The 16,931-nt window shown below is 60.6% G+C and carries 14 protein-coding genes and 2 pseudogenes; 10 read left to right on the forward strand and 6 right to left on the reverse strand.

What is annotated here, in order from left to right; genetic code table 11:
• Positions 1-108: 108 nt before the first annotated feature.
• Complete coding sequence (locus LB551_RS14250) at positions 109-1,242, forward strand: site-specific DNA-methyltransferase (protein ID WP_224623269.1); 1,134 nt, start codon at positions 109-111, stop codon at positions 1,240-1,242.
• A gap of 66 nt (positions 1,243-1,308) precedes the next feature.
• On the opposite strand, the gene LB551_RS14255 is transcribed toward LB551_RS14250, so the two are convergent.
• Positions 1,309-1,920 carry an HAD family hydrolase gene (locus tag LB551_RS14255; RefSeq protein ID WP_224659570.1) on the reverse strand — a complete coding sequence of 204 codons (612 nt, stop codon included), beginning with the start codon at positions 1,918-1,920 and terminating at the stop codon, positions 1,309-1,311.
• An 11-nt stretch (positions 1,921-1,931) separates the two neighbouring features.
• Positions 1,932-3,101: an A/G-specific adenine glycosylase gene (mutY, locus tag LB551_RS14260; protein WP_224659571.1), complete on the reverse strand. Its 1,170-nt coding sequence runs from the start codon at positions 3,099-3,101 to the stop codon at positions 1,932-1,934.
• A gap of 56 nt (positions 3,102-3,157) precedes the next feature.
• Here mutY and LB551_RS14265 point away from each other — a divergent pair, with 56 nt between their 5' ends.
• The 3 genes from LB551_RS14265 to smc all read left to right on the forward strand — a co-directional run bounded on the left by LB551_RS14265 (position 3,158) and on the right by smc (position 8,117).
• A complete protein-coding gene (locus LB551_RS14265) occupies positions 3,158-3,658 on the forward strand; it encodes a DUF721 domain-containing protein (protein WP_140555929.1) in 501 nt (166 codons plus the stop codon).
• Positions 3,659-3,800: 142 nt separating this feature from the next.
• Positions 3,801-4,544 carry a DsbA family protein gene (locus LB551_RS14270; RefSeq protein ID WP_140551020.1) on the forward strand — a complete coding sequence of 248 codons (744 nt, stop codon included), beginning with the start codon at positions 3,801-3,803 and terminating at the stop codon, positions 4,542-4,544.
• 114 nt (positions 4,545-4,658) lie between these two features.
• Positions 4,659-8,117, forward strand: a complete 3,459-nt coding sequence (smc, locus tag LB551_RS14275; RefSeq protein WP_224659572.1) for a chromosome segregation protein SMC — start codon at positions 4,659-4,661, stop codon at positions 8,115-8,117.
• Between the two features lie 502 nt (positions 8,118-8,619).
• Here the strand turns inward: smc and LB551_RS14280 are convergent.
• The gene (locus tag LB551_RS14280) at positions 8,620-9,039 is read right to left on the reverse strand and encodes a VanZ family protein (protein WP_224659573.1); all 420 of its coding nucleotides are present in this window, start codon (positions 9,037-9,039) and stop codon (positions 8,620-8,622) included.
• Between the two features lie 342 nt (positions 9,040-9,381).
• Here LB551_RS14280 and LB551_RS14285 point away from each other — a divergent pair.
• Positions 9,382-10,077, forward strand: a pseudogene (locus LB551_RS14285) (transposase); the annotation flags it as partial.
• A pseudogene (locus LB551_RS14290) lies at positions 10,077-10,205 on the forward strand (IS256 family transposase); the annotation flags it as partial. The pseudogenes LB551_RS14285 and LB551_RS14290, both read left to right, overlap by 1 nt.
• Before the next feature lie 63 nt (positions 10,206-10,268).
• Here LB551_RS14290 and LB551_RS14295 read toward each other — a convergent pair.
• Entirely contained in the window at positions 10,269-11,414 is a 1,146-nt protein-coding gene (locus LB551_RS14295; RefSeq protein WP_224659718.1) for an acyltransferase family protein, read from the reverse strand.
• 585 nt (positions 11,415-11,999) lie between these two features.
• On the opposite strand from LB551_RS14295, the gene LB551_RS29930 reads away from it, so the two are divergent.
• From LB551_RS29930 to LB551_RS14305, 3 genes are all read left to right on the forward strand, one after another.
• Positions 12,000-12,131: a hypothetical protein gene (locus LB551_RS29930; RefSeq protein ID WP_263495840.1), complete on the forward strand. Its 132-nt coding sequence runs from the start codon at positions 12,000-12,002 to the stop codon at positions 12,129-12,131.
• An 881-nt stretch (positions 12,132-13,012) separates the two neighbouring features.
• Positions 13,013-13,396, forward strand: a complete 384-nt coding sequence (locus tag LB551_RS30100; RefSeq protein WP_224659574.1) for a DUF2924 domain-containing protein — start codon at positions 13,013-13,015, stop codon at positions 13,394-13,396.
• On the forward strand, positions 13,396-14,859 hold the full coding sequence (locus tag LB551_RS14305; RefSeq protein WP_224659575.1) for a recombinase family protein: 1,464 nt from the start codon (positions 13,396-13,398) through the stop codon (positions 14,857-14,859). The genes LB551_RS30100 and LB551_RS14305 overlap by 1 nt, the downstream gene beginning before the upstream one ends.
• A gap of 361 nt (positions 14,860-15,220) precedes the next feature.
• Here the strand turns inward: LB551_RS14305 and LB551_RS14310 are convergent, their stop codons facing one another.
• Together LB551_RS14310 and LB551_RS14315 are read right to left on the reverse strand one after the other, a co-directional pair.
• Positions 15,221-15,646, reverse strand: a complete 426-nt coding sequence (locus LB551_RS14310) for a superinfection immunity protein (RefSeq protein WP_224659576.1) — start codon at positions 15,644-15,646, stop codon at positions 15,221-15,223.
• Between the two features lie 52 nt (positions 15,647-15,698).
• On the reverse strand, positions 15,699-16,319 hold the full coding sequence (locus LB551_RS14315) for a DUF4339 domain-containing protein (protein ID WP_224659577.1): 621 nt from the start codon (positions 16,317-16,319) through the stop codon (positions 15,699-15,701).
• Positions 16,320-16,438: 119 nt separating this feature from the next.
• On the opposite strand from LB551_RS14315, the gene LB551_RS14320 reads away from it, so the two are divergent.
• A complete protein-coding gene (locus tag LB551_RS14320) occupies positions 16,439-16,669 on the forward strand; it encodes a helix-turn-helix domain-containing protein (protein ID WP_224659578.1) in 231 nt (76 codons plus the stop codon).
• Positions 16,670-16,931: the final 262 nt, after the last annotated feature.

Raw genomic sequence — 16,931 nt, forward strand, 5'->3', positions numbered from 1 at the left:
GCACATCGGTGCAAACCGGCGCGCCCGATCGTTGCCCTTCACCGAATATTTACGCTGATCGGTAACCATAACCAGGAGTAAACAGTAACGCGTGCCTTGGGTGTAAAAATGTCAGCCGTGCGTCTTGTCGACGAGCTTTCCCATGCTCCCCAGCAATCCGAATGGCTGGACACGATCCTGAAGGGCGATTGCGTCGCGGCGCTCGACCGGCTGCCCGAGAAATCCATCGACGTCATCTTCGCCGATCCGCCCTACAATCTGCAGCTTGACGGCGACCTGCACCGGCCCGACCAGTCCAAGGTCGACGCGGTCGACGACGACTGGGACCGGTTCGAGAGCTTCGAGGCCTACGATGCCTTCACGCGCGCCTGGCTGCTGGCGGCGCGCCGGGTACTGAAGCCCAACGGCACCATCTGGGTCATCGGTTCCTATCACAACATCTTCCGGGTGGGGGCGAAGATGCAGGACCTCGGCTTCTGGATCCTCAACGACGTCGTCTGGCGCAAGACCAACCCGATGCCGAATTTTCGCGGCCGCCGCTTCCAGAACGCGCATGAGACGATGATCTGGGCCTCTCGCGACCAGAAGGGCAAGGGCTATACCTTCAACTACGAAGCGTTGAAGGCGTCGAACGACGACATACAGATGCGTTCCGACTGGCTGTTCCCGATCTGCACCGGCGCGGAGCGGCTGAAAAACGACAATGGCGACAAGCTGCATCCGACGCAGAAGCCGGAAGCGCTGCTCGCTCGTATCATGATGGCCTCGACCAAGCCGGGAGACGTCGTGCTCGATCCCTTCTTCGGCTCCGGCACGACAGGCGCGGTGGCCAAGCGCCTCGGCAGGCATTTTGTCGGCATAGAGCGCGAGCAGGCCTATATCGACGCCGCCAATGAGCGCATCGATGCGGTGCGGCCGCTCGACGGCGCGGACCTGACAGTGCTCACTGGCAAGCGCGCGGAGCCGCGCGTCGCCTTCGTCAGCCTGATCGACACCGGGCTGATGACGCCCGGCGCCACGCTCTACGATGCCAAGAAGCGCTGGGCTGCCAAGGTGCGTGCCGACGGCACGGTGGCGATCGGCGACAGTGCCGGCTCGATCCACAAGATCGGCGCCGAAGTTCAGGGTCTTGATGCCTGCAACGGCTGGACCTTCTGGCACTATGAACGCAGCGGCGGCCTGACTCCGATCGACGAACTGCGCCGCATCGCCCGGCTCGGCATGGAAAGGGCAGGGGGCTGACCCTTGTCCGATGCCGCGCCATGGCGTTGATTCAAAGTCTCAACGAAGCGCTGGAAGCGATTCAAATCACGCCTTGATTCCGAGCCGCTCAAGATCTGCCTTAAGCGTCTTGGCATCGGTGAACAGCACCGCTTGCCAGCCGGCCGCCCTCGCGCCGTCGACATTCTTCTGGCTGTCGTCGATGAACAGCGTCGCGGACGGTTCGAGCTCGAAAGCGGCGACGTGATGGTCGTAAATGTCGCGATCCGGCTTGATCTTGCCGATCTCGCCCGAAATGGTGACACCGCGCGGACGATTGAGAAAGTCGAAGCGTTGGCGTGCTTCGGCCAGCGTATCGGCGGCGAAGTTGGTCAGCATGGTGACATCGTGCCCGCTGTCGATCAGGCCGACCATGATGGCGACGCTGTCGTCATAGGCATGCGGCACCATGTCGTGCCAATGGCGGCGAAAATTGCGGATGTTTTCCGCATGATCCGGGTAGTCGGCAATCAGCAGCGTTTCCGCCTCTTCCCATGTCCGGCCGCGGTCCTGCTCGATGTTCCAGTCATGCGTGCAGACATTGTCGAAGAACCATTTCCGTTCTGTCTCATCGGGAATAAGCCGGCTGAACGGGATGTTGGGATCGTAGTGGATCAGCACTTTGCCGATGTCGAAAACGATGTGACGGATTTCAGTCATGCGGTCCTCGTTCAATGCGGGCGTTGCCTTTTCGTCGCGCCGGGTATTGCAGCCTCGATTGCCTTTTTCATGACAGTGGGCAGCGCTTCGCCCGAAATGTCCGCTGGCAGCGACCAGAAATGCCCGGCTGGAGTCTCGCCATTGCTTCGGGCGAGGAACACTTCGAGCTCGAGCGCAAAATGGGTGAAGACATGCGCGATCCGGCCGGCTTGCCGCCAGTCGCCGGGAAAGGGTGCGGCGGCCACTGTGGTTGCGCCGTCCAGCCGTGCCGTCCAGCCGGTCGTCGGCACCTCGGTCATGCCGCCGAGCAGCCCCTTGTCGGCCCGTTTGCGCAAAAGAATGGCGCCGTCGTTTCGCACGGCGACGAAAGCAGCGCCGCGCCGTAGCGGTTTGCCGGCCTTGGGCAGGCGCACCGGATATTGTTCGGGATCGCCTGAAACGACCGCGCTGCAGTTCTCGCGCAGCGGGCAAAGCATGCAGCGCGGCCGGCGCGGGGTGCAGATCGTGGCGCCCAGATCCATCATCGCCTGCGCGAAATCGCCGGGCCTCATGGCAGGAACCATGCGCTCGACACGGGCGCGGATGCCGGCCTTGGCTTCGCTCAGCGGCGTGGCAATGGAGAACAGGCGGGTCACGACACGCTCGACATTGCCGTCGACGACGGCAGCCGGCCGGTCGAAAGCGATCGCCGCGATCGCTGCCGACGTATAGGCGCCGATGCCGGGCAATTCCTTCAAGCCGGCTTCCGTGTCCGGAAACCGGCCGCCGCGCCCGGCCACCAGATCGGCGCAGGCCTTCAGGTTGCGGGCACGGGAGTAGTAGCCGAGCCCTGCCCAGGCTTTCATCACGTCCTCGACGGGCGCCGCCGCCAGCGCCGCGATATCAGGCCATTTCTCGACAAAGGCGCGAAAATAGGCCTTCACGGCTTCAACCGTGGTCTGCTGCAGCATGACTTCCGATAGCCAGATCCGGTAAGGATCGGGCCGCACGCCACGGGCATGGTCGCGCGGGGTCACGCGCCACGGCAACTCGCGGTGATGCATGTCGTACCATGCGAGCAGGCGGGACGCGGTAGACGCAGCTTTGCTACTATCGCCGGACGCAGCTTTCCTGCTGTCACTGGACGCAGCTCTGCTGCTGTCCTCTGATATGGCCTTGCGGGTCTGCTCGTGCGGTGCCATTGATCTCGTGTCGGCCTCGGCCGGGAAGAGTGGAGGTGGGTGGCTGGAGAACGCACATGGCAGGGAAAAGGCCCTTCGGCAATCCCGTTCCGGTGAGCGATCTCGCGACCGCGATCCTGGATCCGGTGCTGCGCAAGCGGGCGGGCATTTCGGTCAGCCTGGTTCAGTCGTGGGAAGAGATTGCCGGTTCGCGCCTGGCCGGTCATTCGCGCCCTGAAAAGATCCAGTGGCCGCGGCGGCTGCACGAAGACGATCCGTTCGAGCCTGCCGTACTGGTGATCGCCTGCGAAGGCATGGCGGCGCTCCATCTGCAGCACGAGGCCGGCGAGATCATCAATCGCGTCAACGCTTTTCTCGGCTTCACGGCCATAGGCCGTATCAGGATCGTGCAGAAGCCGGTTCTAAGTGAAAAAGCCCGGCCGAAACCGCCAGTCAGGCCCCTCAATGAAGCGGAAAAGTCAAGACTGTCGCACATCGTCGGCAAGATAGAAGACGATGGCCTGCGTGCCTCGCTGGAGCGGCTCGGCGCCACTATTCTGGGACAAAGAAAGTCATAGCACCGTCGCCAATCTCGCGATTTCGTGATTATAAGCTTCAAGTTTCACGATTGGATTGGGGACGGCGATGCCTTAATTCGCGCCAACTCTCGCCTTTTCGTGCCTTTGCGTTGCAAAATCCAACCCTTGTCAGGTGATTCGTATGAACCGTCCTCCGTTCGGCAAAAGCTTGTCCCGCAGAAACCTGCTGTCTTCGCTGGCCGCCATTCCGGCGGTGGCCATGCTCGCGGCATGCAGCGACTCTGGTGAGGAAGCCAAGGCGGCCGATGTGAAGCCTGCCGCTCCCGCCGCGCCTGCGACAGCGGCCACGCCGGCCGCCGTCAAGGCGCCGGAGGCTCAAGGCACGGTCGACATGGCCGAACTGCTTAAGCCCGGCGCATTGCCCGACAAGCAACTCGGCAAGGACGACGCCAAGGTCACGATCGTCGAATACGCCTCGATGACCTGCCCGCATTGCGCGCATTTCGCCGAAACCACCTTCCCGGAATTGAAGAAGAAATACATCGATACCGGCAAGGCACGCTACATTCTGCGCGAATTCCCGTTCGATCCGAGCGCCGAGGCCGGTTTCATGCTGGCGCGATGCGCCAAGGACAACTACTTCCCGATGGTGGATGTCCTGTTCAGGCAGCAAGCGAACTGGGTGGGTGTGTCCAACACCAAGGATGCGCTGCTGCAAATCTCCAAGCTCGCCGGTTTTACACAGGAGTCCTTCGAAGCCTGCTTGACGGACCAGAAACTTCTGGACGATGTGAGGGCGGTCCAGAAGCGCGGCGCCGACGAATTCAAGGTCGACTCGACGCCGACCTTCTTCATCAACGGAAAGACCTACAAAGGGGCGATGTCGATTGAGGAAATGTCGGCCATCATCGACCCTCAGCTCTGACGTCCTGGCAATGCCGAAGCGGCAGCGCTTCGGCATGCGCGGCCCTTTTGCCGTGCCGCGACCGTGCGCCCCGCCGCAAACCCGCGGCGCGGTTTCGCGTTCAGGGCGGCCTGAATGAAGTTTTCACGCCTTCGCCTCCTCGGTTTCAAATCCTTCGTCGAACCAGGCGAGTTCGTGATCGAACGCGGTCTGACGGGCATTGTCGGGCCGAACGGCTGCGGCAAGTCGAACCTCGTCGAGGCGCTGCGCTGGGTGATGGGCGAAAGCTCCTACAAGAACATGCGCGCGTCCGGCATGGACGATGTGATCTTTTCCGGCTCGGGCACGCGTCCGGCCCGCAACACCGCCGAGGTCACGTTGTTCCTCGACAACAGCGATCGCTCGGCGCCGGCAGCCTTCAACGACGCCGACGAATTGCAGGTGTCGCGCCGCATCGAGCGCGAGGCGGGCTCGCTCTACCGCATCAACGGCAAGGAAGCGCGCGCCAAGGACGTGCAGCTTCTGTTCGCCGATCAGTCGACCGGCGCGCGTTCGCCCTCGATGGTCGGCCAGGGCCGCATCGGCGAGCTGATCCAGGCCAAGCCCCAGGCGCGCCGCGCCCTGCTGGAAGAAGCGGCCGGCATTTCCGGCCTGCATACGCGCCGCCACGAGGCCGAACTCAGGCTCAAGGCAGCCGAGCAGAACCTCGAGCGCCTGGACGACGTCGTCGGCGAGCTGGAAAGCCAGATCGAAAGCCTGAAGCGCCAGGCACGCCAGGCCTCCCGCTTCAAGAACCTGTCGGCCGACATCCGCAAGGCCGAGGCGACGCTGCTCCATCTGCGCTGGACGCTGGCCAAGACCCAGGAAGGCGAGGCACGTTCGGCGCTGGCCGTCGCCACCGCCCTGGTCGGCGACCGCGCCGCCGCCCAGATGGCCGCCGCCAGGGAGCAAGGCATCGGCGCGCATCGGTTGCCCGATCTGCGTGATGCCGAAGCTGCGGCGGCCGCGGCCTTCCAGCGTCTGTCGATCGCCAGATCGCAGATCGAGGAAGAAGCCGGCCGCATCCGCGCTCGCCAGGCGGAACTCGAGCGCCGGCTCCAGCAGCTCGACGGTGACATCGCCCGCGAGGAGCGCATGGTGCGCGACAATGCGGATATCCTCGAACGCCTGCGCACCGAGGAAGCAGCGCTCAATTCCGAAAATGCCGGCGCGGCCGAGCGTGAAGCAACCACCCGAGCCGCCTTCGAACAGGCAGCCGCGACGCTCTCGCAGAGCGAGGCCAGGCTTGCAGCGCTAACCGCCGAGCGGGCCGAGGCCGCCGCTTCGCGCAATCAGGTCGAGCGGACGCTGCGCGAGACCGCCGAGCGTCGGGACCGTTTCGCCCGCCAACTCGCCGATGTCGACCGTGAATTGTCCGAAATCCTCTCCAAAGTCGCGGGCTTGCCCGACCCGGCAGAGAAGCGGCTTCTGGTCGAGGATGCAATGGCGAGGCTCGAAGAGAGCGAGGCTGGGGCGATTGCCGCCGAACAGGCGGTCGCAGAGGCGCGTGGGGCCGAAAATGCCGCCCGTCCGCCATTGCAGGACGCCAGGGCCGAACTGGCGCGCATCGAGACCGAGGCCCGCACGCTGGCCAAGATCCTGAACGCCGCCAGCGGCGATCTCTTCCCGTCCGTGCTGGAACAGATCAGCGTCGAGCGCGGCTATGAGACGGCCTTGGGCGCCGCCCTTGGCGAGGATCTCGACGTGCCGCTCGATCGCAGTGCGCCGGTGCATTGGGGCGAGGGCGCGATCCAGGCCGGCGACGCCGCGCTTCCCGAAGGCATCAAGAACCTGGCCAGCGTGGTACGTGCCCCGCCGCAGCTTGCCCGCCGGCTGGCGCAGATCGGTATTGTCGAGAGTGCCGACGGCCGCCGCCTGCAGGGACTGCTCGCGCCCGGCCAGAGGCTGGTCAGCCGTGAGGGCGCGCTGTGGCGGTGGGACGGGCTGACCGCCAGCGCCGACGCGCCGACCGCGGCCGCGCAACGCCTGGCGCAAAAAAACCGGCTGGCCGAGCTCGATGCCGAAGCAGTGCAGGCGACGCTTGTTCTGCGCGAGGCCGAGGCGGCGCTCGCGCAGGCTGAACAGGCGCTTCGCGAGGCCAGCGAGGCCGAGCGCGCCGCGCGTCAGGCCGGACGCGACGCCCAGCACGGACTGGACGCCGCCCGCAACGCGCTGGCCCAAGCCGAAAAGGCCGGCGGCGAATTGTCGAGCCGGCGCGCCGCCCTGGACGAGGCCCGCGCCCGCATTGTCGACAGTCATGAAGAAACTTCGGCCGCCTTTGCCGAGGCGGAAATGCTGCTGCAGGACGCGCCCGATCTTGGCGACTTGCAGATACAGCTCGAACAGTCCTCGGCCAATGTCGCCCGTGACCGCGCCACGCTCGCCGATGCGCGTGCCGTCCATGAAGGATTGCGGCGGGAGGCCGAGGCGCGTTCGCGCCGGCTCGATGCGATCGGCACCGAGCGCAGCAACTGGCTGGAGCGCGCCGAGAACGCTTCGACGCAGATCGCCTCGCTGGGCGAACGCAAGGCAGAGGCCGAGGCCGAACGCGAGAGATTGGCCGACGCGCCCGACGAGATCGATGCCAAGCGGCGCGCCTTGCTGTCACAGCTCACCGAGGCCGAGACCTTGCGCAAGGCAGCAGCCGACCGTCTGCAGGAAGCGGAGAACAGGCAGGCGGAACTGGACAAGGCGGCCACCGGCGCGATCCAGTCGCTGGCCGAGGCGCGCGAGACCCGTGTCCGCGCCGAGGAGCGCTTGACCGCGGCCGACGAGCGCCGGCTGGAGGTCGAGGCGCGCATCCAGGAGACGCTGAACACTCCGCCGCATCTGGTCATCCGCCATACTGGACTGGAAGCCGACGATCCGATGCCCGAAATGGCCGAGATCGAGCGCCAGCTCGACAGGCTGAAGATCGAGCGCGAGCGGCTCGGCGCCGTCAACCTGCGCGCCGAGGAAGAGCAGAAGGAGCTTTCGGACCGGCTGGAGACCATCGTCTCGGAGCGCGAGGACATCATCGAGGCGATCCGCAAGCTCCGGCAAGCGATCCAGAGCCTCAACCGCGAAGGCCGCGAGCGGCTTCTCGCCGCCTTCGACGTGGTCAACGGCCATTTCCAGCGGCTGTTCTCGCATCTCTTCGGCGGCGGCACGGCCGAATTGCAGCTCATCGAATCCGAGGATCCGCTCGAGGCAGGCCTTGAAATCCTTGCCCGTCCGCCCGGCAAGAAGCCGCAGACCATGACGCTGCTGTCCGGCGGCGAGCAGGCGCTGACGGCGATGTCGCTGATCTTCGCCGTGTTCCTCACCAACCCGGCGCCGATCTGCGTGCTCGACGAAGTCGATGCGCCGCTCGACGATCACAATGTCGAACGCTTCTGCAATCTGATGGACGAGATGGCCAAGACCACCGAGACGCGCTTCGTCATCATCACCCACAATCCGATCACCATGGCGCGCATGGACCGGCTGTTCGGGGTGACCATGGCCGAGCAGGGCGTCAGCCAGCTCGTTTCGGTGGATCTGCAGGCAGCCGAAGCCATGCGCGAGGCAAGCTGACGCGTCCTCAATGGGCGGATTTCAAATGGCTTGATAGTTGATGGATCGTGGAGCGACTCGAAGTCGAAGTCACGCGATCCCGCACGGGAAGCCGCTACGCATGTCTCTTCGATGCTCTAACCAGTATGGCCGTGCTTGTGCGGATGATGCCTGGCCGACGACCAGACGAAATACAGCGACCCCAGCTTCAGCACAGGCACCCGACGATCCCGCTCGCGATCACGCAGTTCGCGATAGACCTTCACCTTCAGCGTGCCCCCGGCAGTCTGATTCGCAGAGCCATGGCGGCCGCAGTATGCGCAGCTTTCCAGGCGGCTGAGAAGGGGCGGTCCAAGTCGTCCCGCCGGCGTCCGGGCGTTCGGACGACCGGTCGGGAATCATGTCTGCCCACCCGACGGCGACATATTTGCCATCTGCCAGGCCGGCAACTCGCGCCTGTGCTCGCGGCGCCGCAGCTCATTGATGTTGCTTCACCTTCAACGTGCCGTGCTGAAGCCTGATCTTAAGCGTCGTCGTGTCGTTCGCGCGGCAAGGCAGGCGATTCGACTTCTTCTCGCCTTGCCCGTTGCACGATCCAGGTCGCACAGATCGCGGCCAGCAGACCGCATGCCATGCCGACGCAATCGGCAACCCAGTCGAGCACGTCGAAATCGCGGCCTATCGCCGTGGTGCCCTGGAGAACTTCGATGGCAGCACCGACAAAAGCGAGGAAGACGATCAGCGCCGGCTTGTGCCGCGGCCAGCCGAGGCTGCCCAGGAAAGCCAGCACGGCGAATGCGCTGGCGTGATTGAGCTTGTCATAGTGGAAACCGATATCGATCCCGAATTGCTTGAGGCGATGTACCGGCAGCAGCGCGAGAACGAGAACGGCCGCGAGCGTGACGACAAAGGCAATCCGCTCGGCGACGGAATAGATTCTCATTCTGCTCCAACAACATGTCTCCGGTATAAACCGTACCTATGTGTCCGGAACGGACCCCTGTGCGCTTGGCTGGGGTGCCAGTCTATCGCGAACCTGTCTCGGGTGAATTTCCCTGTTACACTCCAGAAAACAGGGAAGAGGCGACGATTATGGCTTCTCTGAGACCTTCTGGCGCGCGAAATGTCTACTGAAATTCGCGGCTTAGGGTCCATTCCCTGAGGGGCAAAAACAGGGAGATTTTGGGTGCTTAACAGGGAAAGTTGAGGCCGTTAGGGGTTCAAACCTGCCTGTAAGTTTTTGCTCCACCCGGAGTTAGCTAGAGTCCGGCCTTCAAGAAGGGAGATGAAGCGGAGGTGGTTCACGGAAGAGCAGATCATCGCGGTGCTGCGAGAGCACAAGGCGGGTATGAAACGGTCGATCTGGTCCGTAAGCACGGATAAAAGGCGACGCTGTATATTTGAAAGGCGAAGTATGGTGGAATGGACGTGTCAAACGCCAAGCGCCTCAAGGCCCTGAAGGACGGAACGCAAAGCTGAAGAAGCTACCGGCGGACCAGATGCTGGAAGTGGCGGGCACTGAAGGAGCTTCTGACATAAGATGGTAAGGCCGCCGCAAGCGCGAAGCCGTAGCGCATCTGCAGGCCGCCATGGGCCTGTTGGAACGGCGGGTCTGTTCCATTGTCGGCACCGTCCGAAGATGATCCGCTATCGGTCCTGTCGTCCGCCGGAGACGGAGCTGCACAGAAGGCCGCGCGAGGTGTCATGAGCGAAGACGCTTCGGCAATCGGCGGCAGTTCATCTGCTGCGCCGGGAAGGAGAGCCATCGGGAATCAACTGCACTTATCGGCTCTACCTGGAAGGAGGGCTGACGGATCGCAAGCGCCGCGCACGACGCCGGGCTGTGAGCACGCACTCCGATCCTGGTCGAGGCAAGACCGAACGCGCGATGGTCGCAGGAATTCGTGCACGACCAGTTCGCCTGCGGGCGGCGGTTCCTGGTGCTGAACATCGTCGACGACTGACACGGGAATGCCTGGCGCGGCCATGAAGCTGCTATATCTGGTGCTCAACCACGCGGCTGAAGAATGGAAACGACCGCCGCGCGAGTGGTTCGTGGCCAAGACACAGTTCGCTGTCGTCTTCGGCGAAAGGTTCGTCAGCCAGTGACGAAACCGGCCTTGCGCACAGAATTCCTGACAGTCCTTCCGGAACCGTCAGCGAGCAATCGGCTTAGCGATCCTCAAGGCTGGCCAAGCTGGAAATAGGCGTCGGATGCAACGCATGTCCCGGTAGGGCGCCTTCGGGATTTTTGGGCGAGACGCCTCTCTTGATCAGGTCACGCGCAAATCGGTTCATTGGCCGCTCGACAATCCTTGTGACGAGAAAGGCGGCCAAGACACTGGTCGAGGCTCCTGCTGCAAATAGCCAGATCGGTGCAAAGCCGAGCGCGTAGCCGACGCTCATTACCAGCGATCCGACAGGGAGGTGCAAGAGGTAAAGTGCATAGCTGATATTCGCGAGAAAATCCAGGATCTTCGGTACTCGCCGGATACCGGAAACCATTAGCGCATAGAACATGATCCCGGATAAAATATAAGTCCATATGGCTCCGTAAGGGCCATCAAGAAGAAGCCCAGGGAAGCGGTACTCATACATGAGAGAGAACACCAACAGGTTCGCAGCCAGTAGCGTAACCGCTTCTCGCCCCGCAATCCGCCTAGTATGGTCCAGATAGAAGATGCGGCCCACCACAAAGAGCGGCAAGTAGATCGAGAAATAGCCCAAATATGACAGATCGGCGCTCGCCTTGTATGGTAATACTAGAATCACTTCTGCAGCCGTCAGCACCCAAGTTGCCCCGACCGGGCGCCCTTTGATAAGTGGAATGACTGCCACCACCAGCGCGTAAAACAAGACCTCCGCCCAAAGGCTCCAGGTAACCGCTAGCGCAAGCGGGCGGCGATCTACCGGGAAGTTGAGCATAATCGCGCTCATGAGATAGTCACGCAGGTTTTGGGCTTCATCGCCAAGCATCGGCACCAACCCAAATCGGGACGCAGCGCCGGTGCCGATCGCCATGGCACCGGCGGCAATGAATAGTGTCGGCAACAGCCGAAACGCGCGCTTAACGACAAACTCTCGCCGCGATTCGGACTGCGCCACGTGACTGATGATGTAGCCGCTGACCAGGAAGAAGATCGAGACGCCGAAATGCGCGCCACCTTGTTTCAGCCGAAAGCCGTCCACGATAGTGGACTGGTAGACCGTCCATGGAGCGAAGGCGATACCACGTTCCATGAACCACCAACCGCCAAGATGGCACCACATCACTAGGAGCGGCGCCGCGCCCCTTAGCAAATGAATGAAGGGTATCACGGGTTTGTCATGAGATTTCGGCGCTGACTGGCCACGACCGCTTAAAGGAGAAACGAACAAGAGCAATTCCCTATATCTAGCTGCGAGGCTTACCGCATCGACCCGCAATCTTCAATCGGGCCGCGGGCGGGCCCCGACCGAAACCAGCTTGTCGTGCCGCTCTCGTGCTCCGTCATGGGTATCCATTCGCCTGATGTGGGCTCGCGGCCTCGCGGATAGTCACCGGACCCAACACCTTCGCAGCCTCGACATCGCTGACGGCGGATAGGTGGGCAGGCCTCAAGGCCGCGCCATCACGCATAATTCGACTGAAATCGCTCGGCCCCGCTCCCCGCGTCAACATAGCCAAATCCGAGATCTAACAAGCTGCCCGCGAGTCGGAAAGGAACTGCCCTGGACTGCAGGGCCTCCTGTGACCGCGCGCAACACACTCGGCGCGCTGACGACGCCAAACGTGATGCGCTTCGAACTCTCCTGACGGAAGGCAAGCGCCGGCATGAACCCCTGAACAGGTTGGCGGACGTGGTTGCAAAGTTTGGTGGGAGATCGCAAAACCATGCAGCCGGTGCGAATACTGGAGCGGCAATGGCAATGAGGCTGTCGCCGAGGCTTGGCTTAGCCGCACTCATCCGCGGCTGCTATCCGCTCTACGGCCGCTCCTACCCGGATTTCAGCTGGCAGGCCAACTACAAGAAGGGAAGCGACGTGTTGACTTAGGGCCAATTAGGACCTGACTATGAACCCGGTCTACGCGTTCGCCTGACCTTTGATGCTTCAGAAAACGGCGGTTCACCGGTAAGAAGCTGGCCGACTATATTGATGGGGTCGACGAGAGCGACGCTGAGGACCTTCGCAAGTTCGTCAACGCGCGTGATCCGGCAAAGATCAATGAGCTTGATGGCGGCGCGGCAGAAATGATTAAGGCAGTTGAGACTGCGTTGCACGCCGAGGCAGCCAGAATGTCAGCTGTCGTACTCCCAGGCCTGCCGCCAACTATTGGGGTACGAATTTCCCGTTTGCGCAAACACAATGCACGGACGGTATAGGCTCGTGGACCGTGCTGTCGCACGAGGCAAGTGCCGGCCAGGCAAATCTCTCAACTGAAGGCGATAGCGACATGGCATGATTGCAGATCGGTTGGTGACCAGACAAGCCCCCGGTCCCCAAAAAGAATTTTCAGGAGCGAGGCATTCTTGTCGCGGAACACGAACAGTTACCCCGAGAACAGGTCCTTCTTCAGCATTTGCCGCACCAACAGGGGTCGCCGTCGAAATCTTTTGGTGATGCCAGTTTAGCCAGACGCCAGATGCACCTTCATGCCCAGGGCGAGGATCGTCATGGTCCAGGTGCGCAGACACGCGGGGTGTCGCAGCAAAAGCGTTGCCGGCCTTCCGAGCCAGCAACAGGGCAAGCTCTCCTTTCTTTGCATCACGTCGAACAGCACGAACAGGCCGATCGAACATGATCGTCTCCGGTTAGACCCAAGCAAAAATCAGCTTTATTCTGTGAAACTGGGAGATTAATAGCGCAATATTACGGTGGACATAAGCTGGTAAGAGAGCAATAATTTATGCGGAGCAAAGGATATAGATGAGAGAATGTCAAATATAGATGCACTTAGAATCCTATATAGAGACATAACCGGCCTCTCGGCTCCGACGAATTTGCGTAAGAGGATGATGGAACGCCTGATTGAATGGCACCTTCATTGTATGCGGAATGATATCGATTCAAAGGAAGCATTCTTTTATCGCCGTGCGTCCATAGAAGGCGTCAATTTCGCCAATGGGAACGGCTCTAACAGAGAGGTGTTTATAAGAGAGTGGAACGGCAAAGTTCATATCGTCAAGCAATGCGCCAACGGCGACTTCCGGTATGGGAAACGGACATTCCCAAGTCTCACCAGAGTGGCGAAGGAGATAACGGGAGGGCACCGGTCCGGGCCCGCCTTCTTCCAAAAAAGTTGGAGGGGCGAATTCTGATGCGTTGCGCTATTTACACGCGAAAGTCGACGGAGGAGCGGCTTGATATGCGCTACAACTCGCTTGAAGCACAGCGCGATGCGTGTCTAGCGTATATTGAAAGCCAAAAGCACAACGGTTGGATTCCCACAAAATACGAATTGGACGACGGAGGCTACTCTGGCGGCAGCGTTGATCGTCCGGCCCTTCGTCGATTGGTCGCGCTGGTTGAGAACGGCGAGATAGATATCGTAGTCGTCCACAAGGTCGACAGGTTGTCACGATCTCTGGTCGATTTTGCCCGTCTTGCAGATCTTTTCGATCAGCACGGGGTGTCATTTGTGTCCGTGACCCAAAATCTTGATACATCCACATCAATGGGTAGGCTGAGTGTTAACGTTCTGCTTTCGTTCGCGCAATTCGAGCGTGAAATTGCGGGCGAAAGAATTCGCGAAAAGATTGCCGCATCTCGACGTAAAGGGCTGTGGACCGGCGGCACTTGCCCTATCGGATATCGAGTGGTCAACAAGGGCTTGGTAGTCAATCATGACGAAGCACGGTTTGTGCGCTGGATTTTCGAACGCTATTTGTCGACGAAGTCGGTCTCCATGTTGAAATGCGAACTGCCATTTTGGTCATCCAGGGAGATGAGGCATCGAGATCTCTCTCGAGGGGCTCTGTACACAATACTCAAGAATCCTGTCTACATTGGTAAATTGCGTCTTGGCGGAGATTTGGTCAGCGCTGTTCATGAAGCAATCATCGCAGAGGAAGTCTGGGAACAGGTGCGGAACCTTATATCGAAGAACACGAGAAAAGGACGCCTTAATTTTGGCGAACAGTCTCAAGCATTACTGTTGGGAAAGTTGTTTGATGGAAATGAGATCGCAATTACGCGCTCAAAAACGTTTCGGCATGGCAAATCGTATTCGTACTATGTATCGATGTCTATTAAGCGGGAAGAAGACCAAGATCGGATTCGAATCCCCTGCGGGACGCTAGATGAGATCGTTCTGCACCAAGTCCGAACAGATCTACTTGGCAAACGCTGGCTAGAAACGCTGGTCACCTCACTGGTCGCGCATCCGGATTTGGTCAAAAGGTTACTCGAGGTTCCATTGGCGGATGTGACTGCGAGCCAGCTTGCATCAGGTATATTGAGCGTGAATCTTGAAGGCAGTGGGGCTCGGGTTCGGTGGGGCATCAAACCGATCTTGAGCAAGATGGGATTGGAAGACCCGCGCCTGATGGACCAGGTATTGCAAATCACGGCGGGTTTACCGCCGCGTCGAAGTTCAAGATCCTTGAGAACAAGCCTTATCAGGATTTCGACAGAACAAGAGTGGCGCGATCACGGGCGGCGTTGGTTTAGTTTGATTGCAACCGGCAAGGCGAAGAGCCAATCAGAAATTGCTGCCACTGAAGGAGTATCACAGTCGACCGTCAGCCGAGCTATCGAACAAGCACTGCGGCCTCAAACATAACGGTCAGCCTTACCAAGTTTGGGTGGGTTCTGAAAATTTTTCGAACTTTCTGCCGTGCGCCTGTCGCCGAATTGCGCCTACTTGTGAAGAGCTCGGATATAGGACCCGCGATCAGGCAAGCCCGAAGGCAGTTCACTGCGCGGTGGCGCGTTGACTACAACTAAGCGAGACCAGTCGTCCGAATAGGACGAACGTGCAGATCGCGATCTAACAAATTGGGGTCCCCCTCAAATGTCCTGGATGTGCCAGCTATCCGGCCAATTCGGGCAATGACCGTTTCGTGCCTGCCGTCGAAGGGGAGGACTCTCATGGCCATTCAGCGGCGTAAGTGGACCATCAAGTCGTTGGCCGACAGCAGGTATCATCCTGCCTGAACGATGCCGTCGCGCATCTTTGCGAATTGGTCGGCATCAATAACACCGTCATCGTGCAGTTTCTTGAGACGTTCGAGCCGAACGAAAACGTCATCAGCACGCAGTGGCGGTGTGAGGGGCGGTGGCTGTTGTGCGCGTTCTTCAAACCGAACGCGCACGACATCGTTGGCGGTCAGATTGAGTCCGGATTCGCCGCCGTTGCTCCTGTTTAGCGTAGCGGCGATGTGGATGGCCCTGAAGGCCCAGATCAGGCAACCGAACCACACTATGCCCGTCGCACCGAGAAAGACGTTAAAGAGCAGAATTATCCACCGGTTCGGGTGACGGCGCAGGAAGGCCACCAGCGCCGGCATCAAGAAAATCGCAAGTGCGATCACTAGAAGCAGTAGAAATACGGATTCGGAATCGTTCATATCAACTTGTGAGCCTCCGGTGCTTGTGAAGCGGAACGAGGTTAGCTGGCGCTCACACGTCCATGATGAAGGCGACCTCGGATATGAAGAGGACCACCATGCAGCCCAGCCATACCCACAGGTACGCCCAGCCGGCGCACATAACCGCAGCCCGTCGCCAAAAATAGCCTACGGGCGTCAGAAGCAGAAAGGGGACAATCCTTCGCCGGTTCGGATTGAACCCATTTCGGTTAAGCGTTTTCACGTCGGCCATGCATAAGATGAAGGCGACAATGCTGAGACAGACGGAAGTTGCGTTGCTGAAGTCGGGCGCGTTGGGGTTGGCGCCGGCTGCCTTGGCGATGACATCGACCGCAAGCATGGCAAGCGGCGAGTAAGCCAGGAACGCCGCATATATGGTCTTGGAAGCGGTTTCAGCCGCTGAAGGGCCAAGTGACGGTGGTCCGGAGTCCGTCGCCATCCGGCCTTGTCCAAGTCGGGGCAGGGGCGGTGGACCAGATGTCAGACTCTCCCTGAACTGCGTCTGGTTTGCCGGCACCCACTGCGAACCCAAGGCCGCCGACCAGACGCGGGCTTCCGGTGCAAGAAAGCGGTTGGCAAGAAGTTTGGCGAGATCAGCTTCCGGGACCGGTCCGCGTTGCATGCCATTTTCCTCATAGTACCAGTCGGTCATAGCGCCCCCGAGGTTTGCGTTCCAAAATGGTTGGATGGGCTGCGGAAATGCAGCGGCGAGTAACTGATGTAGAGTATACTCCGTGGTTATATATTCAGCAAGCAGCTGTGGTCCGCCGCATGGACATACGGCAGCTTTTTGCAAGGAACCTTCGATCGGCGCGACAAGCGCGAGGCCTGTCGCAAGAGGAGTTGGCCGACCAGGCTGAGCTTGATAGGACCTACATTAGTTCGCTGGAACGCGGCCGCTACTATGCCAGCCTTAAGTCGATCGCCAAGATCGCCAAGGTGCTGGAGCTCGAGCCTGCCGGATTGCTGGCGAAGGACGAGGATGCCGGCGCGGACAAGTGAGGTGCCCTTATCGCAAGCATTGCGTAATGCTGGGGCAGACCTCCGGCTCGGTAGGACATTGATTATCAAAGCCGCCCTTAAGGTCATTTCTGCTGCAGCCTCGTTTGCTGAGATTGCTGCGCCTGCAGGGCCGAGCGCCAATGGTAAGGATTTTCTCCAAGGAATCCTGGCCTGGATGGGCAAGTGGTGCCATGACAATCGGTTTGACCGCATCTGCTGTGGTGCCCAGTGCCTGGAGTGCAGTCAGGACTTCTGAGTTCGG

The organism is Mesorhizobium sp. BR1-1-2 (assembly GCF_020165435.1).
Classification (GTDB): Bacteria; Pseudomonadota; Alphaproteobacteria; order Rhizobiales; family Rhizobiaceae; genus Mesorhizobium.